The organism is Herminiimonas arsenitoxidans (genome assembly GCF_900130075.1).
Lineage (GTDB): Bacteria > Pseudomonadota > Gammaproteobacteria > Burkholderiales > Burkholderiaceae_D > Oxalicibacterium > Oxalicibacterium arsenitoxidans.
Genome location: NZ_LT671418.1, coordinates 2,984,517 through 3,005,575, shown reverse-complemented (window position 1 = coordinate 3,005,575; position 21,059 = coordinate 2,984,517). Strand labels below are relative to the sequence as shown.

22 protein-coding genes and 1 riboswitch are annotated in these 21,059 nt (G+C 52.0%); of the genes, 8 read left to right on the top strand and 14 right to left on the bottom strand.

Annotated elements, in window-relative coordinates:
- Positions 1-17: 17 nt before the first annotated feature.
- A complete protein-coding gene (locus tag BQ6873_RS14250) occupies positions 18-812 on the bottom strand; it encodes a sulfite exporter TauE/SafE family protein (protein ID WP_076593232.1) in 795 nt (264 codons plus the stop codon).
- Positions 813-936: 124 nt separating this feature from the next.
- Positions 937-1,176, bottom strand: a complete 240-nt coding sequence (locus BQ6873_RS14245; RefSeq protein WP_076593231.1) for a hypothetical protein — start codon at positions 1,174-1,176, stop codon at positions 937-939.
- A 274-nt stretch (positions 1,177-1,450) separates the two neighbouring features.
- On the opposite strand from BQ6873_RS14245, the gene BQ6873_RS14240 reads away from it, so the two are divergent.
- Positions 1,451-2,698 carry an MFS transporter gene (locus tag BQ6873_RS14240; RefSeq protein ID WP_231949353.1) on the top strand — a complete coding sequence of 416 codons (1,248 nt, stop codon included), beginning with the start codon at positions 1,451-1,453 and terminating at the stop codon, positions 2,696-2,698.
- A gap of 10 nt (positions 2,699-2,708) precedes the next feature.
- Here the strand turns inward: BQ6873_RS14240 and BQ6873_RS14235 are convergent, their stop codons facing one another.
- The gene (locus BQ6873_RS14235) at positions 2,709-3,275 is read right to left on the bottom strand and encodes a PhaM family polyhydroxyalkanoate granule multifunctional regulatory protein (protein WP_083664478.1); all 567 of its coding nucleotides are present in this window, start codon (positions 3,273-3,275) and stop codon (positions 2,709-2,711) included.
- Positions 3,276-3,362: 87 nt separating this feature from the next.
- Entirely contained in the window at positions 3,363-4,637 is a 1,275-nt protein-coding gene (locus BQ6873_RS14230) for a branched-chain amino acid ABC transporter substrate-binding protein (RefSeq protein WP_083664477.1), read from the bottom strand.
- A 101-nt stretch (positions 4,638-4,738) separates the two neighbouring features.
- Here BQ6873_RS14230 and BQ6873_RS14225 point away from each other — a divergent pair, with 101 nt between their 5' ends.
- From BQ6873_RS14225 to queC, 3 genes are all read left to right on the top strand, one after another.
- Positions 4,739-5,830: a DUF3108 domain-containing protein gene (locus BQ6873_RS14225; protein ID WP_083664476.1), complete on the top strand. Its 1,092-nt coding sequence runs from the start codon at positions 4,739-4,741 to the stop codon at positions 5,828-5,830.
- A gap of 35 nt (positions 5,831-5,865) precedes the next feature.
- A complete protein-coding gene (locus BQ6873_RS14220; protein WP_076593228.1) occupies positions 5,866-6,621 on the top strand; it encodes a DUF3108 domain-containing protein in 756 nt (251 codons plus the stop codon).
- Between the two features lie 97 nt (positions 6,622-6,718).
- Positions 6,719-7,429 (top strand): 7-cyano-7-deazaguanine synthase QueC, encoded by a 711-nt coding sequence (gene queC, locus BQ6873_RS14215; protein WP_076593227.1) that lies wholly within the window; start codon positions 6,719-6,721, stop codon positions 7,427-7,429.
- Positions 7,430-7,437: 8 nt separating this feature from the next.
- Here queC and BQ6873_RS18365 read toward each other — a convergent pair whose 3' ends face one another.
- Both BQ6873_RS18365 and BQ6873_RS14210 read right to left on the bottom strand, forming a co-directional pair.
- On the bottom strand, positions 7,438-7,572 hold the full coding sequence (locus BQ6873_RS18365) for a hypothetical protein (RefSeq protein WP_269457246.1): 135 nt from the start codon (positions 7,570-7,572) through the stop codon (positions 7,438-7,440).
- 79 nt (positions 7,573-7,651) lie between these two features.
- On the bottom strand, positions 7,652-8,137 hold the full coding sequence (locus BQ6873_RS14210; RefSeq protein WP_076593226.1) for a hypothetical protein: 486 nt from the start codon (positions 8,135-8,137) through the stop codon (positions 7,652-7,654).
- Positions 8,138-8,386: 249 nt separating this feature from the next.
- Here BQ6873_RS14210 and BQ6873_RS14205 point away from each other — a divergent pair, with 249 nt between their 5' ends.
- From BQ6873_RS14205 to BQ6873_RS14195, 3 genes are all read left to right on the top strand, one after another.
- The gene (locus tag BQ6873_RS14205; protein ID WP_076593225.1) at positions 8,387-9,019 is read left to right on the top strand and encodes a CDP-alcohol phosphatidyltransferase family protein; all 633 of its coding nucleotides are present in this window, start codon (positions 8,387-8,389) and stop codon (positions 9,017-9,019) included.
- 334 nt (positions 9,020-9,353) lie between these two features.
- Positions 9,354-9,641 carry an EF-hand domain-containing protein gene (locus BQ6873_RS14200; RefSeq protein WP_076593224.1) on the top strand — a complete coding sequence of 96 codons (288 nt, stop codon included), beginning with the start codon at positions 9,354-9,356 and terminating at the stop codon, positions 9,639-9,641.
- A 237-nt stretch (positions 9,642-9,878) separates the two neighbouring features.
- Positions 9,879-11,012 carry an ABC transporter substrate-binding protein gene (locus BQ6873_RS14195; RefSeq protein WP_083664475.1) on the top strand — a complete coding sequence of 378 codons (1,134 nt, stop codon included), beginning with the start codon at positions 9,879-9,881 and terminating at the stop codon, positions 11,010-11,012.
- Positions 11,013-11,059: 47 nt separating this feature from the next.
- Here BQ6873_RS14195 and BQ6873_RS14190 read toward each other — a convergent pair whose 3' ends face one another.
- From BQ6873_RS14190 to BQ6873_RS14180, 3 genes are read right to left on the bottom strand one after another with little or no spacing between them, the layout of a single operon-like run.
- Positions 11,060-12,301 carry a multifunctional CCA addition/repair protein gene (locus tag BQ6873_RS14190; protein ID WP_076593223.1) on the bottom strand — a complete coding sequence of 414 codons (1,242 nt, stop codon included), beginning with the start codon at positions 12,299-12,301 and terminating at the stop codon, positions 11,060-11,062.
- Between the two features lie 12 nt (positions 12,302-12,313).
- Positions 12,314-13,027: a glutathione S-transferase family protein gene (locus tag BQ6873_RS14185; RefSeq protein WP_076593222.1), complete on the bottom strand. Its 714-nt coding sequence runs from the start codon at positions 13,025-13,027 to the stop codon at positions 12,314-12,316.
- A 40-nt stretch (positions 13,028-13,067) separates the two neighbouring features.
- Positions 13,068-15,017 carry a lytic transglycosylase domain-containing protein gene (locus BQ6873_RS14180; RefSeq protein ID WP_076593221.1) on the bottom strand — a complete coding sequence of 650 codons (1,950 nt, stop codon included), beginning with the start codon at positions 15,015-15,017 and terminating at the stop codon, positions 13,068-13,070.
- 44 nt (positions 15,018-15,061) lie between these two features.
- Between BQ6873_RS14180 and BQ6873_RS14175 the strand changes: the two genes are divergently transcribed.
- The gene (locus tag BQ6873_RS14175) at positions 15,062-15,652 is read left to right on the top strand and encodes a 5-formyltetrahydrofolate cyclo-ligase (protein WP_231949351.1); all 591 of its coding nucleotides are present in this window, start codon (positions 15,062-15,064) and stop codon (positions 15,650-15,652) included.
- A 77-nt stretch (positions 15,653-15,729) separates the two neighbouring features.
- Here BQ6873_RS14175 and metF read toward each other — a convergent pair whose 3' ends face one another.
- From metF to metK, 5 genes are all read right to left on the bottom strand, one after another.
- On the bottom strand, positions 15,730-16,581 hold the full coding sequence (gene metF / locus BQ6873_RS14170; protein WP_076593220.1) for a methylenetetrahydrofolate reductase [NAD(P)H]: 852 nt from the start codon (positions 16,579-16,581) through the stop codon (positions 15,730-15,732).
- Positions 16,578-16,922 (bottom strand): phage holin family protein, encoded by a 345-nt coding sequence (locus tag BQ6873_RS14165; protein ID WP_076593219.1) that lies wholly within the window; start codon positions 16,920-16,922, stop codon positions 16,578-16,580. The genes metF and BQ6873_RS14165 overlap by 4 nt, the downstream gene beginning before the upstream one ends.
- A gap of 113 nt (positions 16,923-17,035) precedes the next feature.
- Entirely contained in the window at positions 17,036-18,475 is a 1,440-nt protein-coding gene (gene ahcY, locus BQ6873_RS14160; protein WP_076593218.1) for an adenosylhomocysteinase, read from the bottom strand.
- 26 nt (positions 18,476-18,501) lie between these two features.
- Positions 18,502-18,580: riboswitch (S-adenosyl-L-homocysteine riboswitch) on the bottom strand.
- Positions 18,581-18,641: 61 nt separating this feature from the next.
- Positions 18,642-19,580, bottom strand: coding sequence for a M14 family zinc carboxypeptidase (locus BQ6873_RS14155; RefSeq protein ID WP_076593217.1), 939 nt, complete (start codon positions 19,578-19,580; stop codon positions 18,642-18,644).
- 81 nt (positions 19,581-19,661) lie between these two features.
- Positions 19,662-20,825: a methionine adenosyltransferase gene (gene metK, locus BQ6873_RS14150; protein WP_076593216.1), complete on the bottom strand. Its 1,164-nt coding sequence runs from the start codon at positions 20,823-20,825 to the stop codon at positions 19,662-19,664.
- Positions 20,826-21,059: the final 234 nt, after the last annotated feature.

The following is a 21,059-nucleotide window of genomic DNA, read 5'->3' as shown; positions in this document are numbered from 1 at the left end:
AGCAACGCCTTACACTTTTACCAGTAGGTCCACAACATCTTCGCCGCCAGCACATACAGCAGGCAGGCAAAGATGCGTTTCAAAACTGGTACCGGCAAACGATGCGCCAGACGCGCACCAAAAGGTGCGGTAAACACGCTGCCGCAAACGATGCCGGCCAAGCCAATGGTAGAAATAAAACCTACCGCATCGTCCGGCAAACCCGGAACATTCCAGCCCGAAATCACATAACCGATTGTGCCAACGATGGCCAAGGGTATGCCCATCATGGCGCCGGTTCCTATGGTTTTCTTCATAGGAACACCGCACCACAACATGAACGGGATCGTGAGGAATGCACCACCGGCGGAAACCAAACCACCGATAATTCCGATAATCAGCCCAACACCAAACAGCGGCCACGCCGAAGGCAACGAACGCGCTGCTTTCGGTTTTTTATTCAACAGTATTTGCGTCGCGCCAAAGAACACAATCACGGCAAAGCTCAGCGCCAAATGTCGTTGCGGAATCCAAGCAGAGATAGAGGTAGCAAGCAAACTGCCGACAACCAAACCCGGCGTCATGCGTTTGACGATATTAAAATCCACGCCGTCGAATTTAAGATGCTCGCGCACACTGGAGCCGGACGTAAAGACAATCGATGCCATGCAAGTCGCCAGCGCCATGTGCACCACATGATCCGGTGCAAAGTGCTGTGCAGCGAATAATGCGGCCATGATAGGCACCAGCGTCATGCCGCCACCTATCCCAAGCAGGCCTGCCAACACGCCAACAAACGCACCCGCGAGAACATAAGTAAAAAACCAGATCATGCCTGCCCCTCAATAATTGTTTTTGGATTGATCAATGCATCAGTGGCTGCATACGATGCAGCTCTATTTTTAATAATTTATTTGCCTGTAGTAGATACAGCGCGAGACATGATGATCAGCGATCTCATGGAAAAGCGCGCGCCATCGGTATGAATATGCCCACGACAAACCATATTACGTGCAACAACCAAAGCAGCAAAAAATACAGCTTGATCTGTTCCGCACTCCAGAGCGAAGAACGAAACCAGTCTATGAAGAAAAAAGACTTCCAGCCCTCCATCCATTCAGCACCACCCCAACGCATGACCCAGAGCGTAAAGATCGAACTGGTAGCAAAGAAAAGAGACCAGTTGAGCAGGCTCATGACATTTGATTTGTGATGGGACGCGGAATATAAGGAATAACTACACATGCGCTGTGACCGTCACAGCTTACGGATAGAAAAGAATGTTGTCTACTCGATACTCGCGTTTGTATGAGGGCCAATTTGGCATCAGCCACGTCACTTGAGAAAAAGCATTAGACTAGCGCTTACAGCAAGCTGATCTATCCAGAGGTCATTCAACAACCTCAGTGCACTTTTCGCTTCGCTGAATTCTCAAGACTCGTTTTATCAAAATAATAACCATCAGGCTTTCTTGCACTCCACCACACATACACCTGTCGTCAAAAATGAACGTCTGTTCCTGCTGACCATCGCCGGCATACAGTTCACGCACATTCTTGATTTCATGATCATGATGCCGCTCGGCCCGCAGCTGATCCGCCTCTTGCATATCGATACGCATCAATTCGGCTTGCTGCTGTCCTCATATACGTTTGCTGCGGCAGCATCCAGTCTGCTCGCCGCAACCTATATCGATCGTTTTGATAGACGCAAGTTGTTGCTGACCTTGTACACCTGCTTCATCATCGCCACGCTGTGCTGCGGTCTCGCACCCAACTACACTTCGCTGTTGATTGCACGCGCGCTGGCCGGTGCATTCGGTGGCATTCTGGGTGCCTTGGTGCAAACCATGGTGGCGGATGTGATTCCGTTTGAGCGACGCGGCAAGGCGCTGGGAACCGTGATGGCGGCGTTCTCGATATCGACAGTTGCCGGCGTGCCTTTGGGCTTGTTGCTGGCCTCTTATTTCACTACGCTGGGTTGGCGCGCGCCCTTCTTCTTCATCGTTTTACTATCGAGCGTATTCTGGATCATCGGTTATAAATTGCTGCCGAATCTGACCGCGCATCTGGGAAGAAAACGCGTCGGGAATATTTTTCAGCAAATCTTTGCTGTCGCTAAAGAACCACGCCACTTAACTGGATTTGCTTTCATTGCGCTGATGATGATGGCGGGCTTTACCGTCATTCCGTATATCCCGCTTTATCTGACAAGCAATGTCGGCATGCCGGAATCATTCCTTACTATCATTTATCTATGTGGTGGCGCGGCGACATTTTTTACTTCTCAGTTGATCGGCCGGATGGCAGACAAATACGGCAAGCTGAAGGTGTTCCAGGTGGTGGCCTTGGCATCCTTCATTCCGCTATTGATCACGACGCATATGGGACCGATTGCCTGGTGGCTGGTGCTGATCAACTCGACGATTTTCTTTATTTTGGTACCGGGCCGCATGGTGCCTGGCATGGCGATGGTGAGCGCCGTACCTGAAGCACATGTACGCGGCACCTTCATGACATTGATCTCATCGGTGCAGATGCTGGCATCTGGCCTCGCCACGCTCGTCGCCGGCTTCATCATGACACGCACGCCTAGCGGACAGGTCGAACACTACAACACCGTCGGCTATATCGCGGTCGCATGCGGCATTGCCACCATCTGGCTTGCCAAACATCTGCGCGTATCAGGCACGTCTAACACTGCCGCCAAACCGACATAAGCCGTCAAGATTAGTCAGCAGGTGTGCGTTTTTTGCGTGGCTTTGCTGCCGATTTTGCGGCAGTTTTTTTCGCTGCCGTGGATGTGGTTTTAGGTTGTGCTGCCTGCGGCTTTGTTTTCTTCTGCACCGCATTCTCTTCGGACATCACGCTGCTTACCGTTTGATTGAATTGTTCCTGCAACGTCGTCCACCATGCGGTTGATGCAGCAGCAGATGCTGCACTCGCCTGTAAAGGATCGACGCTTGCAGAAGCAGCTGCTGGATGCGTTGCGGGGCTTCCTTGCATGTTGGCGCCAAACGTTTCACCCATGGTGCGCAAAGTGGAGATCGTTGCGCTTTGCACTTCCAGCGCTTGTATCGTGCCGCGCAGCATCGTCATGTTTGCGTTCAACCACGCTTCTACCGCCTTCAAATCGGCGATCTGCTTGTTGATCTCTTCCACCGACAACGTGGGCATGACCATGCCGGGAATGCCGGCCGCTGGCGCTTTCATCCCGCCCCACATATTCTTGACGAACTCCATCGTGTCGGCCATGGCATCGAAGCCTGGAAGATTGGGCATATTAGGCTGCGTCACGATAAACCTCCAGAAGAACATCTTGCGACAAGAAAACCAACTCGGGAATAAGTGCAGCGTAGCAGATAATGGCTAGCGTCCGAATTTCTAACGCGGTGGACGCTGCATTTTGCAACTCGTCGACAAAGCGGTACTGGCTGCTGGCAGATAAAGCTCCGTCTTGAATCCGTAACCACTGCCTTCGTTATCGAAGCGTATGCCGCCATTCGATTTTTTACGCATCACCGATACATACAGCGGCTGTATCAATTGATGGTCAGCAGCGCGCATCGTCGCATCGTGGAAGGCATTTTGATAATGCCCACCTTCCAATGCTTTGGCGACTGCATTCGCCTCTGTCGATTTGGCCTTTTCCATCGCAGCTACCAGCATCTCTATCATCACGTGCATGCGCAAAAACACATAGTCGTCCTTGGCCTGCGGATAACGCTGGCGGAACGCGCTGTAAAAACGATCACTGGCTGAATTGACGACACCATCGCCGGCATTGGGATGCCATTCCGCCACTGCACGCACACGATCCACACCCGCATCGCCTATCGCAGCAGGCGCACCCAAGCCATTGCCATAGAACGTATAGAACTTGGTATTCAAACCGAATTCTTTCGCCGCCTTGACCAATAAAGTCAGATCATTGCCCCAATTGCCGGTGATGACAGCATCGGCACCGCTCGCCTTGATTTTGGCGATATACGGTGCGAAATCCTTGATCTTGCCGATAGGATGCAACTCATCGCCGACGATCACGATGTCTGGACGTTTGGCTGCAAGCTGGCTGCGTGCAGCTTGTGCTACCAAACGGCCGAAACTGTAATCCTGCCCGATCAGATAAACACGCTTGGCACGCGCATCGCCTTTGATCACTTCGGTCAATGCGTTCATCCGCATATCGGCATTGGCATCGAAACGAAAATGCCAGTAACTGCACTTCTCATTCGTCAGCGCCGGATCGACGGCAGAATAATTGAGGAACAAGACACGGTTATCCGGCACACGCTGATTATGTTTAGCAACGGCGTCTATCAGCGCCGCCGCAACGGCCGAGCTATTACCTTGCACCACGAAGGGAATGTGTTTGTCGGTCAGGCGTTTGAATTCGATCAAGGACTCTTCAACACCCAGTTTGTTATCAAAAATTTCCAGCGCCAGCGGATGTCTGCCATCCGGCAATTTAACGCCGCCACGCGCATTGACTGTCTCTATCGCCAATTGCAGATTACGCGCCACCGCTTCTCCCGCATTGGCAAAAGGGCCGGACATACCATCTATCATGCCTATCTTGATCGGCTCTGCTGCGCCTGCGATCACGCTGGCGCACAGGAGCAATGCAAGCGCGACAATTTTTTTACCTGAAATATTCAATCTGCGACCTTCTTAAACCATCCATAAGCGCCCATTTTACGCGGCGCGATACACGCGTGCTGGCACACCCAAGCTAAGGCGTTGCGTTTACACTAGCGACCATGACGACAGATATACCGCCCAGCCAGCAACGCGCCAAGCGCGTGCGGCTCTCCATGGGCTGGCTATTTATCTTGATTGCATCTGTATTGCTGCATTGGATCGTCATCAGTTGGGCGCGTGGCTTCATTCATCTGCCATCGACCAGTGCACCCGACGATGCCCTCGTGATTGATGCAACGTTGGAAGCACCGATTATTCCTAAACCGGTTATCGTTGCCGCTGTGAAGCCCAAGCCAAAACCACGGCCGCGTCCGGTCGCGCCACCGCCAGTAGCACCACCAGCAGAAATTGCCGCTCCCGCCGCAGATATCGCCACGGCAAGCAACGATCCGCACACAACTGATACGAGCGATACAGAAGCGAGCACAACGGATACGACGCCGGCGGCCAGCAATCCGCCTGAGGAAAAAACAAACGCAGTGTCTTACACCATCGATCTGCCGCCCTCAGCCGAGCTGAAATACGACATACAAAAAACACCAAAGGAAGGTGCGCCCATGTATGGCAGCGGCACTATCAGTTGGCATAACAATGGCAGCACATATACGGTAGATGGCGATTTCGGCATACTCTTCATTACCGCATTACGTTTCAAAAGTACCGGCACTATCGAAGACATCGGCATCGTGCCAGAGCTGTATAGCGAAAAACGTTTCCGCAAATCAGAAACCAATACGCACTTCCATCGCGAACGTAACACCATCAGCTTTTCCGCCTCCACGCTATCGTACCCACGCACCGGCGGCGAACAGGATAGAGCCAGCATCATTTGGCAATTGGCGGGCATAGGGCGCGGCGATCCTGCGAAGTTCGTGCCCGGCGCCAGCATAGACTTGTTTGTGGCTGGCACGCGCAATGCAGAAACGTGGCACATTCTGGTAGTTGGTCAGGAAGAAATTCAGATAGACGGCGTCAGCACAAATACATGGCACGTAGTACGCTCACCGAAAAATGGTTCCTACGATCAAAAACTGGATATCTGGCTTGCCCCACAGCAGCAATGGTACCCAGTCCGATTGCGTTATACGGAAGCCAACGGCGACTATCTCGACATGACGCTCAGCAAGCTGAACGTTTCCTCTGTACCCTAGTCAGACATTTTCACACTTACTTTTTTGGTGACCCAATGAAGCGCACTCTTTCCCGCAATCTAGAATCCATGCTGCTGGCATGCGTTATTGCCACATCAACTGGTGCTGTACTTGCACAAACGTCGGCCAAACGTGCATTCAACCTGCCGCCATCTGCCGATCTGAATTATGCAATTACTGCCAATCAGCGCGGCTTGCAACTCAATGGCACAGCTACCATCCATTGGACTGCAGACAAAAATAATTACTCCATCACAAGTGAAACACGAGCCATGCTGCTCGGAAAAATACTGGAAGCAAAGAGTGAAGGCGGCATAGATACATACGGTCTCGCTCCATCGACCTCAACCGAAAAACGCTATCGCAAAGACCCTACGACAGCAACATTCAATCGCGACACGAAAACCATTACATTCAGCGCATCTGACGCCAGCTATCCGATCAAGGGCGGCGAGCAGGATCGCAATAGCGTTGTATGGCAACTAGCCACCATCGCGCGCAGCACACCGAATAAATTCAAAGCCGGCGCTACCATCCCTCTCATCGTCGCGGGACAAAAAGATGCTGATGCCTGGACCTTCAAGGTCAACAAAGCGGAAAAAATCAACACGGCTTTAGGCGACTTGAATACCGTGAAAGTCAGCAAAGTCATCAAGGACGGCAGTTCGGAACAAAAACTCGACATCTGGTTTGCACCTTCCATGCAATGGTATCCGGCGCGCGTGCGTATTACCGAACCTGAAGGCGACTTCATCGAACAGACGCTGACCAAAGTCACGCCACTATCGTAAGCATGCAAGATCGATAGACAATCAACACATATAATTCTGCTTTAAGACCGGTTCGCTCACGTCGAACCAGTCACCGATTTTGATGATGAAGGAAAACATGAGTTCTGCAGATGGCGCACTGGTACTGTTCAGCGGCGGTCAAGATTCCACTACCTGCGTAGCATGGGCGCTCTCGCGCTATGCCAAGGTTGAAACAATCGGCTTTGACTACGGTCAGCGACATGCGATCGAGCTGACAGTACGCCCCAGTGTGCTGCAAAAGCTGCGCGCGTTTTCACCGGAATGGGATAACAAGCTGGGCGAGGATCACATGATCGATCTGTCGCTGATTTCAAAAATATCCGATACCGCACTCACGCAAAATGTAGAAATCGCGATGATGGAAAACGGCCTGCCCAATACCTTTGTGCCCGGTCGCAATTTGCTTTTCATGATGGTAGCCGCGACGGTTGCTTATCGCCGCGGTCTGGATGTCTTGGTTGGCGGCATGTGCGAAACAGATTTTTCCGGCTACCCGGATTGCCGCGACGATACGATGAAAGCACTGCAAGTTGCACTCAATCTCGGCATGGCAACGCGTCTGAAGGTGGAAACACCGCTGATGTGGATAGACAAGGCCGAGACGTGGAAGATGGCACAGGATCTAGGCGGCCCGCCCCTGGTCGATCTGATACGCGAAGGAACACACACTTGCTATCTGGGTGAGCGCGGTGCCTTGCATGCTTGGGGATATGGCTGCGGCACGTGTCCTGCCTGTGCATTGCGCGCACGTGGATATGAAAATTTCATCGCGCAAGAAAACGGCTAAGAGCTTGATCAAGACTTGGATCTGGCATACGTCGCCAATAACTCCAGCAAGAAACTCTTCAACACAGCGAACGGTGACAATCCACGCTCAACGGAATGGCCATCAGATGACAGAGATTTGAAATGATTTCTGGATAACAGCATGATGCGCTCCCATCACTAGACATAGACGTCAGCACTCAGACTGACGTCTATGTTTCAAACACTCTACACCTTATGCACATTAACGCATGCCATTGCCTTGTGGTTCCATAGGCATAGGCGCGGGCATATTGCGATATTTGGGTTGCTCAGGTATCACGTTTGGCTGCGGAGGAGGATCAACGATGATAGTTTTCGTTTCGCGGAAAATACCGCCGCCGGACACACTACCGGATACTTGTCCCTCGCCATGTACGCGTCGCACGCAATCTTGACGATCAGATTCCGGCAAGGCTTTGCAACGCATTAAAGCGTTTCTTTCATATAGCCCCGCATCCCCGCTCGTCAATTGCCCGTGTTTCGAGGCATCGAGCGCGGCACCGGCATCTCGCAAGCATTCCTTACGATCCGAGGCAGATTGGCAGGCTGCACGCTCTTGCTGATACGCGCTCACCGCCTTGTCGGCTGCAGTCGCCGTGGTTGAAACGAACAAGAGACTGACGGCAAAAAGAGACGCGCCTAGTGCATATTTCCACACTTTGCGGAGCAAACTTTGAGTGAATAGCATATGACCTCCTGCTGGATAAAAACTCAATATAGGATGCCGATTCACCTCCGTATGTACGGTATCCGACTTATGCTGAATCAAAATTACATGATTGCAATATGTGGAATAAAGGCATTTCCCATCGATTGGGTTTCCAACTATTTCTCTGCACAATCATTTAATTCAATGACATACTTGCCAGTCAGACACCCGCCACTCGTTAATCTTGTCGGCAATCCAATCAAATAACTCCTACACAGAGAGACGGTAATGGCCTCACCCAACACGCCTCGCAAGCATTTTTCCATGTTGCGCGGTTTTCATCTTGCTGATTTCTTTACACTAGGCAACGCAGCCTGCGGTGTGGCGGCCGTATTTTTTTCCATGCTGTACATGGCAAGTCAGTCGCTGACGCATTTTTACGCAGCCGCAGCCATGGCACCTGCCGCCTTCATATTCGATGTACTGGACGGCAAAATTGCACGCTGGCGGCGTCAGCATTCCGCAATGGGACGCGAACTGGATTCTTTGGCGGATGTCATTTCATTCGGCCTGGCACCGGTAGCACTGGGCTTTGCCGCTGGCTTGACCGGCGGCTGGGACTGGGTTGCGATGATTTACTTCGTCTGCTGCGGCGTAAGCCGTCTGGCACGCTATAACGTCACCGCTGAGAGTTTGTCCGAAGGCGGCGATAAGGTCGCTTATTTCGAAGGAACACCCATACCGACCAGCGTCATCATCACCGGCATCCTGGCATGGCTGGCATCGCACGAACTTGTTGGGCAAACGATTTATGGTGGCGCCTGGATGATCGCTTCGTGGGAGTTACATCCATTTGCGCTGCTGTATGTGCTGTCCGGCACGCTGATGATCAGCAAAACGCTGCATATTCCCAAGTTCTAATTTGCAGCGCATGACTCTGCCGTTCATAAACGATAGAGCAGCGCTGCGATCACTACCGCGGCGGCAGACGCTGCCGTGATCGAATCAAGCAAATCCATACATTCCTCCAATCTGAGCTGTTAGCTCTGCTGCAAGCATCCAGCAGGGCTAACGTTCTCAGATTACGCAGGAAAATCATGCCTACAAACGAATCCTTTCTTGGATTCTTATGAGGAAAATGAATATTGCCCCAAGTCAAATGTAACAAGGCGTAAATGAATTGGCAAAGTCACCAGAATAATCTTTCAATGGAGACTACCAAACACGTATTCGTGCTTGTAAGGGGAGTAATAAAATGAAAATCAAGCTTATCGCTCTGACGATAGCGCTGATGGTCGTCAATGCTACGGCTGCGCAGCTATCCGCAGAAGCCTATCAAAGCAAACATGCGCAGGACAAGGCAGCCTCACAAAAGGTCATCGCACCTGTTCAACGCATTACCAAGTCCGAAGCCAAAGCAGCCAAAATGGCTTTGATCGTGGAAAATTTCGAGAAGATCGATGCCAACAATGATGGCGTTGTAACACGTAGTGAGTTACGTGCTTACGTGCTGTCCACGCGGCGCCATGTTCCTATGACTTGATCCGATTAACTCGGATTACCATCGCGCCTCATCGGCGGCACTGCTTACTCCTGCCTCTCCCGCAATGCCCTGTTTATGGCATTCGTCTCAATTTTTATCAAAAAGACATGAAATCAATACGCAACGATGGAAAATTCATTGCCTCATCCCATAGATATGGCATGCTAAAGCACAATCACAATAATTGAGCCCAACGCATATCGATGTGCAAACGGCCACCCAAGGAGGAAATAGAGCATGGTTAGTCGTTTGCGCACGTTTATTGTCGGCCTGATTCTCGTCAACTTTTCCTGCCAGCTTTATGCAGAAGATGGCGTGACCGATACCAAAATCCTGATCGGTCAAACCATAGGCCTGACCGGCACCATTGCAGCACCAGTCAAAGAAATGAATGAAGGTGCCAACGCCTATCTCGCCGGAGTAAATAGCCGCGGCGGCGTGAATGGCAGAAAAATCGAACTCATCACACTGGACGACAAATTCGATCCCAAGCTGGCTGCCGCCAATGCCGAGTCACTGATCAAGAAAGAACATGTATTCGCCTTGTTCCTGAATCGCGGCACACCACACACCGAAGCCATACTGCCGCTCATGGTGGCCAACAAGGTTCCTTTGGTTGCGCCCAGCACAGGTGCCATGATTTTTCATACACCCACGCAGCCACTGATATTCAACGTGCGCGCAAAATATCAGGATGAAGTGAAAAAAGGTGTGGAGCATTTTGTAACCAGCGGTGCAAAAAGCATAGGCTTGCTGCACGTCGATGATTCATTTGGCAAAGACGGGCTGGCTGGCTTCGTCAGTGCGATGAATACACACAATATAACGCCCACTATCATTGCGTCATTTCCGCGCGTCAAACCTGACTATGCAGCCACGGCAGACGCCGTCATCAAGGCCAATCCGAGCGCCTTGATCATCGTCAGCTCATCAGCCAATACGATTGAAGTCATCAAGGCTATACGTGCCAAAGGCGGCCTGATGCAAATCATGACGCTATCGAACAATTCATCCCAGTCCTTCGTGCAGGACCTTGGAGCTATCGGTACCGGCATCATCGTGTCACAAATCACGCCGGCACCGAATTTGATGTCAACCGGATTGGGCAAAGAGTTCAGCGCAGCGGCAAAAGCTCACAACACCACAGTGTCTTACGCCGCGATGGAAGGTTTTGTGGCCGCCAAGGTATTGGTCGAGGGTTTGAAACGTGCAGGTCGCGACCTGACGAGAGAGAAATTCATTCGCGCTTTGGAATCGATACAAAAAGTCGATCTAGGCGGAGTAACCATTACCTATACACCAACCGATCACACTGGTAGCGAATTCGTTGAATTGACGATGATAGGTAGAGACGGACGCTTCATCCGATAAATGTACAGTGCGTCATCAACGCACATTGTTCATCTAGCGATCGAGACTCAATCGGAAGATAAGCTCTCGATCGCCGCCGCAACCGCATGCACGCGCGCTTCATGTATCGCTTCCGGAATGCGTTGCGCCTGATCCGGATAACGTAGTCGCGTCGCTTCGGCAATCTCACCACCATTGACCGTTTGCGCAGCGTTTAATGCAGATTGCAGATAAACCTTCTGCTGAAATGGTTTATCTGCAAAACCGGTACGACCGCGATGATCGCATTCCGACGCAGACAACATATCAATAAAACGTTGCGGCTTGCGGAAGGCATCGCAACGCTCAAATAAAGTCACGATAGTCTTGGCGCGCAATTCCAGCGCACGGCCGACATTGCCATGTTCACGCGCCGTCATCAAAGCCAGATCACGACACTCGTTTGGAATCTTCAAACGCTTGCACACGGCATCCACCAGCTTCACGCTATGCATCTCATGCCCATGATGACGCGGCCACAGCTCCGGTGGCGTGACACCCTTGCCCAGATCGTGCAATAAGGCTGCGCACCGTATAGGCAAATCAGCCTTGGTCTGCGCCGCATAATCAATCACCATCATCACATGTACGCCGGTGTCGATTTCAGGATGATATTGCTCAGGCTGCGGCACACCCCACAACACATCCAGCTCCGGCAGAATGCGCTGCAGCGCACCGCAATCGCGTAGCACTGCAAACATGCGTGACGGTTGGATTTCCATCAAGCCGCGCGCCAACTCCTGCCAGACACGCTCAGGCACCAGCGCATCGACCTCGCCTGCTGCCACCATCGTTTGCATCAGTGCATTGGTTTCTGCTGCGACCGAGAATTGCGGGAAGCGTGCGGCAAAACGTGCGATGCGCAAAATACGCACTGGGTCTTCCGCAAAAGCTGGCGACACATGTCGGAATATCCGTTGTTCTATATCTCGCTGTCCATTGAACAGATCGACGATCGCGCCGCTCTCATCCTTCGCCATCGCATTGATAGTCAGATCACGTCGGATCAAATCTTCTTCCAGTGTGACGCTGGCATCCGTATGGAAGACGAAGCCTTTATAACCAGGTTCCGTCTTGCGCTCGGTACGTGCGAGCGCATATTCTGCGTGTGTAACAGGATGGAGGAAGACAGGAAAATCTTTGCCGACCGGTGTATAGCCTTGCGCAATCATTTCCTTCGGCGTTGCACCGACCACGACATAATCGCGATCCTTGACCGGCACGCCGAGTAATTCATCGCGTACTGCACCGCCGACGATGTAAGTCTTCATGTCCAATCGAATTCAGTCTGGATAGATATCGTATTTATCGATGTGATCAACTTCTGCCAATGCACCGTTAATCCATTGTGCAACAGCAGGATGCGCAGCAACACGTTCTACATACGCGTCCAACGCCGGTGCCAACACCACATCATACGTACGGAAGCGCATCACGACCGGTGCGAAATAAGCATCGGCAATCGAGAATTCGCCAAACAGGAATTGGCTAGGGCCGGATAGTGCAAGACAGTTTTCCCAGATCTCGCTGATGCGACCGATATCCGCTTGCGCTTCTATCGTGCGACCTTTGCCGGGAAATTTTGCACGGATATTCATCCACATGGCAGAGCGCACACCGGTGAAGCCGGAATGCATCTCCGCACAAATCGAACGTGCCAACGCGCGTGCAGCAACATCTTCCGGCCACATTTTCTTTTCCGGAAATTGCTCGGCCAGATATTCGCAAATCGCCAGCGAATCCCAAATCGTCGTATCGCCCGCAATCAGTATCGGCACACGGCCAGCCGATGAGTAATGCGCAATTTGCGCAGTCGTATCGGAACGATCCAGCAACAAGGAAATTTCCTGAAACGGAATATTGAACGCCGTCATCGCCACCCATGGCCGCATGGACCAGGACGAATAATTTTTATTGGCGATCACCAGTTTCAAGCCGCCTTTTTCAGCGTTACTGAGTGTTTGCGATAACGCAGGATCAAGTTCTGTTGTTTGCATAAATTTCGAAAAGGAACATTACTAGTACGGCAAAACCAGTTTATGGCAAATCGCTAGCGACAAACGACTTCGGAGCAACACTGCCCAAACGCTCTTTCAACGATTGCGGCTTGTTCTCGAACATCGCCGCATAGTAAGTCGCGTTAGACAATACTTTCTTCACGTAATCACGCGTTTCCGAGAATGGAATCGACTCTGCAAAAATCGCGCCTTCCACCGGACGTGTCAAGGTTGAGCGCCATGCACGCGGACGACCAGGGCCAGCGTTGTACGCAGCCGTCGCCATTGTTTGCGAGCCATCCAGATCGTTCAACACCATGCTCAAGTAACTGGTACCCAACATGATATTGGTCTCAATCTCATTCACCTGACTATGTGCGAAATCAGTCATGCCGATTTTCTTCGCGACGTGACGTGCAGTGGCTGGCATCAATTGCATCAAGCCGGAGGCACCAACATGCGAACGTGCATCCATGACGAAGCGCGATTCCTGGCGAATCAGACCGTACACCCAAGCCATTTCCAAGCCCACTTTTTGCGTCGCCGTGCGCATGATCTCGCGATAAGGTGCAGGGAAACGTTGTGTGAAATCGACTTCTATCTTGGTACGATCAGAGGTATTCACCATGCGATCCAGCACTTCACTACGACGCGCAAACTCGGCAGCTGCCAGATGCTGACGCTCGTTCATTCTGCGTAGCTCCCAATTCCATTCGCGGTAACCTTCGAAGCGCAAACCCAGATCGAAGAATTTGAAAGCGCGGCGGAATCCGGCATTGGCTGCCATAGGCGCAACTTCTTCTTCCGTCACAGGAGCAGCGCGTGGTGGGATCGTGATTTTCTGGCCCAGCTCTTCCAACGCCAACTGCCCGTAGAAATTGGTTTGCGATGCAATCGATTGCATCAATGCGTTGGCTTCATCTTTCTTGCCTTCTTCACGCAAGGCACGCGCCAACCAGTAAGTCCAACTTGAGTCATCACGCAAAGCTGGTGGCATCGCTTCTATGCCTTGCTTGACCAGCTTCCAGTCGCCAGCGCGCAGAGCGGCACGTATCTTCCACTGATGTGCTTCCGGCGATAGCGGCGCATTGCCAGCCTTGCGCCAATAATCAGCGGCCTCAGGCATCAACTTCATCGATGCCTGCAAAGCGATCTGCCCCCAACCCAATCCTTCCTGCTTTTTGTTCAGCAGCAATGTATTACTGGACAGGATATCGGCAGCCTGTGCCGGATTGTTTTTTGCAATACGCCCCAAAGCGACGATGAACACTTCATGCCTCACCCGGCGAAAACCCACGCCGCGCGAAGTAATCAATGCCGGTTTTTCCATCGCCGTAATCAAAGAGCCATCATCGATACCGGTAAACGGCACCAAACGACGTACGAAGTCGGTCGAGCCGGTTTCTGCTGCCAAGCGCACTTGCGCCCACAAATCATCTTCGTTGAACTGACCGTTGTCCATCAAGGTACCAATCAGGGCTATACAACCTTCGCCGTAATTCTTAGGCACCGTCAACAATGCACGTGCATCGGCGGCAACATTCACGCCTTTCAAGGCCTTCGACATCAGGGCATAACACTTCAGTTGTGTGTCGTCATTCAATTCAAACTGTGGATACTGCTCGTCGAAAGTCACCCAATCGCGCCGCTTGCCGAGCTCCAACAACCAATCGTTGCGCAAGCGGTCGGCAATTGCACTGCCGTTATAGCGTGTCAAAAAGGCTTGTATCTCGGTAGCGGAGGCATCCTTGATGCGCGGCTTCAGCTGGTAGTAATCGACATAGGAAGGAATCGGATAGCTGCCCAGTCTGGAGGCGATATCACTCGCGCGCGCAGCATCGTTACGACGGGATGCATCACGCAATGCCAAGAAGGCATCGTCATCGCTGGCGAAACCGGCCGGGCGTTTTTGTGCATGCGCTGCCGGCAGCAGAAACAATGTAGATGCGGCGAGCAACATGACTCGCGCCAATAATTTATTCGAAAACATGAATTTCGTGACCCCTCTTTTTATCCTGCTTATACTGGATGGCTATGCCACCTAGAATAGCACGCGATGCCATTCCCGTACCCATGCAAAATAAGCTAGAACTACGCCGCACACTACTCGCAGCACGCACTGCCCTTGCTCCTGATCAACGCCAGCTTTTTGATCGCCGCATAGGCACCAAAATCCTGCAATGGTGGCGCACCGAGCAGCCAGCCACGCTGGGCGTGTATTGGCCTATGCGCGGCGAACCAGATTTGCATCAGGCGTATGCCAGCTTAAGTGAGCAAGGTGTGCAATTGGCATTGCCCATAATCGTCGGTGACACGACGCCCCTGCAGTTCGTGCAATGGACACCGGGCGAGGCCTTGCACAAGGATAGATTCGGCACCAGCGTGCCCGTCGCGGAGAATGCGCTTGTACAGCCGCAAGCCTTGCTGATCCCCTGCTTGGGTTTTAATGCTGAATGCTTTCGCCTCGGTTACGGCGGCGGTTTTTACGATAGGACCCTGGCGCAGCAACCCAGACCGCGTACGCTAGGCGTCGCTTATGCGTTTGGAGAAGTCGATTTTGCCAATGAGGTGTATGACATTGCGCTGGATATGGTGATCACGGAAGAAGGTACTTTCCAGCCCTGAAATAAAAATGATGCCGTGACCGTGAACCGGTACAGGGCATCGTTTTGTACTCCAAACATACTTCCAAATCTTGCAGCTTACTTTTGCGATAGATTCAAGCGCGACCAGATCGCGTGCGTTGCCGCCGCTTGATTCAATGTGTAGAAATGCAAGCCCGGCGCACCACCTGCCAGCAAACGCTCACACAAATCGGTCACGACATCCAGGCCGAATGCACGTATCGAATCACTATCATCGCCAAAGCTGGCCAACTTGAGACGCACCCAACGCGGAATCTCCGCGCCACACATGTCCGAGAAGCGCATCAACTGCGAATAATTGGTGATAGGCATGATGCCTGCAGTAACCGGTATATCCGTACCTGCCTTGCGTACATCATCGACGAAACGGAAATAGGCATCCGCATTGTAGAAATACTGCGTAATCGCTGAGTCGGCACCGGCCTTTGCCTTGCGTACAAAGCTGGCGATGTCATCCTGTGGCGACTTCGCTTGCGGATGCATCTCTGGATAAGCCGCGACTTCGATATGGAACCAGTCGCCGGTTTCGGCACGGATGAATTCAACCAGTTCGTTCGCATGATGGAACTCGCTGGACGACATATCCATAGCGCCATAGCCGCTAGGCAAATCGCCGCGCAAGGCGACAATGCGCTTGATGCCATGCGATTTGAACTCTGCCAGGATCGCGCGCAGGTTTTCACGCGAGCTGCCGAGGCAGGATAAATGCGGCGCAGCGTCGTGACCGGCACGGCGGATTTCCAGCACCGTTTCCAGTGTGCCTTGCTGCGTCGAACCACCGGCACCAAAGGTGACCGAGAAATATTTCGGATTCAACTCGGCCAGCTTGGCGCAGGTGACCCGCAGTTTTTCCACACCAGCCGGTGTCTTCGGCGGGAAGAACTCTATGCTGAAATTCTGTTGTTTCATTTTTCTTGTAGTAAAAGCGCGGACAGTATCCACGAAATAATGCTGTACAAAATCGCACCGCCAACCGCTGCCCAGAAGCCGGCAACATGGAAGCCGCCCACCAACTCAGACACCGCCCAGAACATCAATCCGTTGATGACGAAGATGAACAAGCCCAACGTCAGCAAGGTGACAGGCAAAGTCAGTAATACGAGTAGAGGACGTATCAAGGTGTTCACCAAGCCCAGCACCAGCGCCGCGAGTATCGCCGCACCAACACTGTCGACCTTGATCGACGACATTAAGAAAGGAAGCGCAAACAGCGCCGCTGCATTGATTGCCCAGATGAGGATTAAACGCATACGATTTCTCCGTTTTCAAAATTGAACTTCAGGAAATCGCCGCTCCATTTTTATCAAAAACGGAGCGGCTCTGGCAAAACGACTGCTTGTTTAGCGACGTCTATTGCAACTGCTTAGTAACGATAGTGCTCTGGCTTGTAAGGACCAGTTTTCTGCACGCCAATGTAATTGGCTTGCTCGTCAGTCAGAGTCGTCAACTGTGAATTGAGTTTCTTCAATTGCAGACGCGCGACTTTTTCATCCAGATGCTTAGGCAACGTGTAGACGCCGACTGGGTAGTTTTTCGTGTTCGCGTACAACTCGATCTGTGCGATCGTTTGATTCGCAAACGACGAGCTCATCACGTACGACGGATGACCAGTACCGCAACCGAGGTTAACCAGACGACCTTCTGCCAGCAAGATGATGCGCTTGCCGTCAGGGAAGATGATGTGATCGACTTGCGGCTTGATGTTTTCCCATGTGTATTGCTTCAACGCAGCAACTTCGATTTCATTGTCGAAGTGACCGATGTTGCAGACAATCGCCTGGTCTTTCATCTTGGCCATGTGGTCATGCGTGATGACGTGGTAGTTACCGGTACAGGTAACGAAGATGTCGCCGTGTTCAGCAGCGTATTCCATCGTCACAACGCGATAACCTTCCATCGCAGCCTGCAGTGCGCAGATAGGATCGATTTCAGTCACCCAGACTTGTGCCGACAATGCACGCATTGCTTGAGCCGAACCTTTGCCGACGTCACCGTAACCGGCGATGACTGCTACTTTACCGGCGATCATGACGTCGGTTGCGCGCTTGATACCGTCAACCAGCGATTCGCGGCAGCCGTACAGATTGTCGAACTTGGATTTGGTAACGGAATCGTTAACGTTGATCGCAGGGAAAGCCAGTTTGCCTTCCTTGTGCATTTGGTACAAACGATGCACGCCGGTGGTGGTTTCTTCGGTCACGCCGAGGATTTGCGGCAAACGTTTCGAGTACCAGGTCGCGTCCACTGCCAGATGTTTCTTGATCGAATTGAACAGGCAGATTTCTTCTTCGGAACCTGGGTTGTTCAATACCGATGCATCTTTTTCAGCACGTGTACCGAGGTGCAGCAACAAGGTTGCGTCGCCGCCGTCATCCAGAATCATGTTCGAATAAACCGCTGCGCCTTTAGCGTCGTTTGGCCATTCAAAGATGCGGTGGGTGTATTCCCAGTAGTCGTCCAGTGTTTCGCCTTTAACCGCGAATACTGGTGTGCCGGCAGCAGCGATCGCTGCAGCAGCGTGATCTTGTGTCGAATAGATATTGCACGACGCCCAACGCACTTGTGCGCCCAAAGCTTCGAGTGTCTGGATCAGCACGGCGGTTTGAATCGTCATGTGGATCGAACCGGTGATGCGTGCGCCCTTCAAAGGCTGCGCTGCGGCGAACTCTTCGCGGATGGCCATCAGGCCTGGCATTTCGGTTTCGGCGATGCGAATTTCCTTGTCACCCCAAACTGACAGGGACAAGTCGGCGATTACGTAATCGGAAAATTTAGTAGAGGAAGTCATTACTGCGGCGTTCATCACGCCCTCCTTTCGTTAGAAAAAAAGAAACGTGAGCGCAGTTGCATGTACTGACCGCATCAAGCCTGGCAGATCGAACGATCTGTCGCAACGCTCCTTGATGCGGGTGCCATTTTAATCGAAAAAAACGCCTGCGACCACCTTCTACAGCCATGCAGAAAGGAAACTATTTCTTCAGTGGCGCGGTAGGAGGTAGAGAAACTGAATGCAGCTTGGCTGATTCAGACTGAGATTCCACGTTTTCCGTGATCCAGCGCAACATATCCAGCCAGATACGCTTCACTTCAGCATCCGATGGCATTTTTTGTGCGTTCGGCAACTCGATGGTAATTACCGGAACATTTTTGTGTATGCCGCTGTAATTACCCAAAGAGCCGGGATAAACACCGACACGATTCAATAACAGGCGGCCGAAACGACGCGGCGGCTGTGCCGGGCCATCGAAATCCAATACGCCGAACGGTGCATGCACGGAAATAATCACGTCAGGACGAAAACGTACCATTTCGTCATGTACCCAGCGACTTTCCGGCTCGGACAAAGGTGCAGAACCAGGGAAGCGACGCGGATCTTTTTTGGTACGCGCAGCCCAGTAACGCGGCGCATCCTGCTGCCAACCCGGCGTCGGGAAATTACGATTCAAATCAACGCCGTTGGCGTTGACCCGCTTGGCTTTGGGCGCCAATAAACCGTCAGGATTAACGACAGGCACCACGCTCCACTCAAATTGCTGCGCTGCGGCCGTAGGCATCCATTGCAGCCAACGGAACACAACAGAAACCGAAGTCAATTCATCGCCGTGTATGCCACCCATCAGCAATACACGCAATGGTGGCTGGCTACGCTTACCCTTTTTGACAGCAGGAATCTGACGCGCCAGCAAAGGAAAACCTTGCAGCGAATTCACTCCTGTCGGCAACAATTCGCTTTGCTGGCACATCGCATTGGACACGCCAGGCAGACGTACGACCAAGCGCTTGCACCAATCAGCTGGATGAACTGGCGTAGAAACTGGCGAAGTGGCAGTCGCACTGGCAGGCAAAGCTATCCCGAACGCAAGGACAAACGGGATAAGGAGCTGCCTGACAAGATTTGCGATATGCATCAACGCCTCAAAAAACAAAATGGTCGGATTAATTCTTTGCAGAATTTTATCCGACCATCGCACAACACTACAGACTAATTATTACAGACCGGCTGCTGCACGCAGAGTTGCGGCCTTGTCGGTACGTTCCCAAGTGAACTCTGGCTCTTCACGACCAAAGTGGCCGTATGCTGCAGTTTTTTGGTAAATCGGACGCAACAGATCCAGCATTTGCACGATACCTTTTGGACGCAGATCGAAGTGTTCCAGTACCAATTGAGCGATTTTTTCATCGCTGATTTTGCCTGTGCCAAAGGTGGTGACCATAACCGAAGTCGGTTTAGCCACGCCAATTGCGTAGGAAATCTGGATCTGTGCGCGCTCAGCCAAACCTGCTGCCACGATGTTTTTCGCTACATAACGACCTGCGTATGCTGCGGAACGATCGACTTTCGAAGGATCCTTGCCGGAGAATGCGCCGCCGCCGTGCGGAGCTGCGCCGCCGTAGGTATCAACGATGATTTTACGACCGGTCAAACCGCAATCGCCTTGCGGACCACCGATAACGAAACGACCGGTTGGATTGACCAGGAAACGTGTATCTTTCAACCATTCAGCCGGTACGACAGGCTTGATGATGCTTTCAATGACGGCTTCTTCGATTTCCTTGTGTTGCATTTCTGGCGCGTGTTGTGTCGAGAGCACAATGGTGTCAATGGAAACAGGACGGCCATCGACATAACGCAAGGTAACTTGTGATTTTGCATCCGGGCGCAGCCATGGCAGACGACCATCTTTGCGCAATTCCGATTGGCGTTCAACGATACGGTGCGCGTAGTGAATCGCAGCCGGCATCAATTCTGGCGTTTCATCGCAAGCGTAACCGAACATCAAGCCTTGATCGCCAGCGCCTTGGTCGAGGTCGATACCAGCGCCTTCATCCACACCTTGTGCGATGTCAGGCGATTGCTTGTCATACGCGACCAGCACGGCGCAGCTCTTGTAGTCGATACCGTAGTCGGCATTGTCGTAACCGATGCGTTTGATGGTTTGGCGTGCGATTTCGATGTAATCGACGTTGGCGAAGGTGGTAATTTCACCCGCCAAAACAACTAAACCGGTGTTGCACAGTGTTTCTGCCGCTACGCGTGCTTTAGGATCTTGTTGAAAGATCGCATCAAGGATCGCATCGGAGATTTGATCGGCCACTTTGTCTGGGTGGCCTTCAGAGACGGATTCGGAGGTAAACAGAAAATCATTAGCCATCGCAGGTTCCTTAGTACTTTATTAAGTTGGTTAAGTCGCGGTCAACCTAATTGAGCCTGCGACGCTTTAGCGAAATTTATATACCGCCTCGCAAGTTGTCATTAACTCGGCGGTTGCTACTTTGTGCTATTTTACGCCTCTTGAAAAAATTCGGCAATTTGCCCAGTTTTTGCCCCGCTTTGCCTTAGCAGACTTATCACTTTTGGTCTTATTAAGACCTTCTTATTTAACGGC

Coding starts and splice junctions, on each gene's coding strand:
- BQ6873_RS14155 (WP_076593217.1), bottom strand. CDS start 19,580: ATGCATATCGCAAATCTTGTCAGGCAGCTCCTTATCCCGTTTGTCCTT.
- BQ6873_RS14220 (WP_076593228.1), top strand. CDS start 5,866: ATGAAGCGCACTCTTTCCCGCAATCTAGAATCCATGCTGCTGGCATGC.
- BQ6873_RS14195 (WP_083664475.1), top strand. CDS start 9,879: ATGGTTAGTCGTTTGCGCACGTTTATTGTCGGCCTGATTCTCGTCAAC.
- BQ6873_RS14205 (WP_076593225.1), top strand. CDS start 8,387: ATGGCCTCACCCAACACGCCTCGCAAGCATTTTTCCATGTTGCGCGGT.
- ahcY (WP_076593218.1), bottom strand. CDS start 18,475: ATGAACGCCGCAGTAATGACTTCCTCTACTAAATTTTCCGATTACGTA.
- metK (WP_076593216.1), bottom strand. CDS start 20,825: ATGGCTAATGATTTTCTGTTTACCTCCGAATCCGTCTCTGAAGGCCAC.
- BQ6873_RS14190 (WP_076593223.1), bottom strand. CDS start 12,301: ATGAAGACTTACATCGTCGGCGGTGCAGTACGCGATGAATTACTCGGC.
- BQ6873_RS14245 (WP_076593231.1), bottom strand. CDS start 1,176: ATGAGCCTGCTCAACTGGTCTCTTTTCTTTGCTACCAGTTCGATCTTT.
- queC (WP_076593227.1), top strand. CDS start 6,719: ATGAGTTCTGCAGATGGCGCACTGGTACTGTTCAGCGGCGGTCAAGAT.
- BQ6873_RS14180 (WP_076593221.1), bottom strand. CDS start 15,017: ATGTTTTCGAATAAATTATTGGCGCGAGTCATGTTGCTCGCCGCATCT.
- metF (WP_076593220.1), bottom strand. CDS start 16,581: ATGAAACAACAGAATTTCAGCATAGAGTTCTTCCCGCCGAAGACACCG.
- BQ6873_RS14210 (WP_076593226.1), bottom strand. CDS start 8,137: ATGCTATTCACTCAAAGTTTGCTCCGCAAAGTGTGGAAATATGCACTA.
- BQ6873_RS14250 (WP_076593232.1), bottom strand. CDS start 812: ATGATCTGGTTTTTTACTTATGTTCTCGCGGGTGCGTTTGTTGGCGTG.
- BQ6873_RS18365 (WP_269457246.1), bottom strand. CDS start 7,572: ATGCTGTTATCCAGAAATCATTTCAAATCTCTGTCATCTGATGGCCAT.
- BQ6873_RS14185 (WP_076593222.1), bottom strand. CDS start 13,027: ATGCAAACAACAGAACTTGATCCTGCGTTATCGCAAACACTCAGTAAC.
- BQ6873_RS14225 (WP_083664476.1), top strand. CDS start 4,739: ATGACGACAGATATACCGCCCAGCCAGCAACGCGCCAAGCGCGTGCGG.
- BQ6873_RS14175 (WP_231949351.1), top strand. CDS start 15,062: ATGCCACCTAGAATAGCACGCGATGCCATTCCCGTACCCATGCAAAAT.
- BQ6873_RS14165 (WP_076593219.1), bottom strand. CDS start 16,922: ATGCGTTTAATCCTCATCTGGGCAATCAATGCAGCGGCGCTGTTTGCG.
- BQ6873_RS14200 (WP_076593224.1), top strand. CDS start 9,354: ATGAAAATCAAGCTTATCGCTCTGACGATAGCGCTGATGGTCGTCAAT.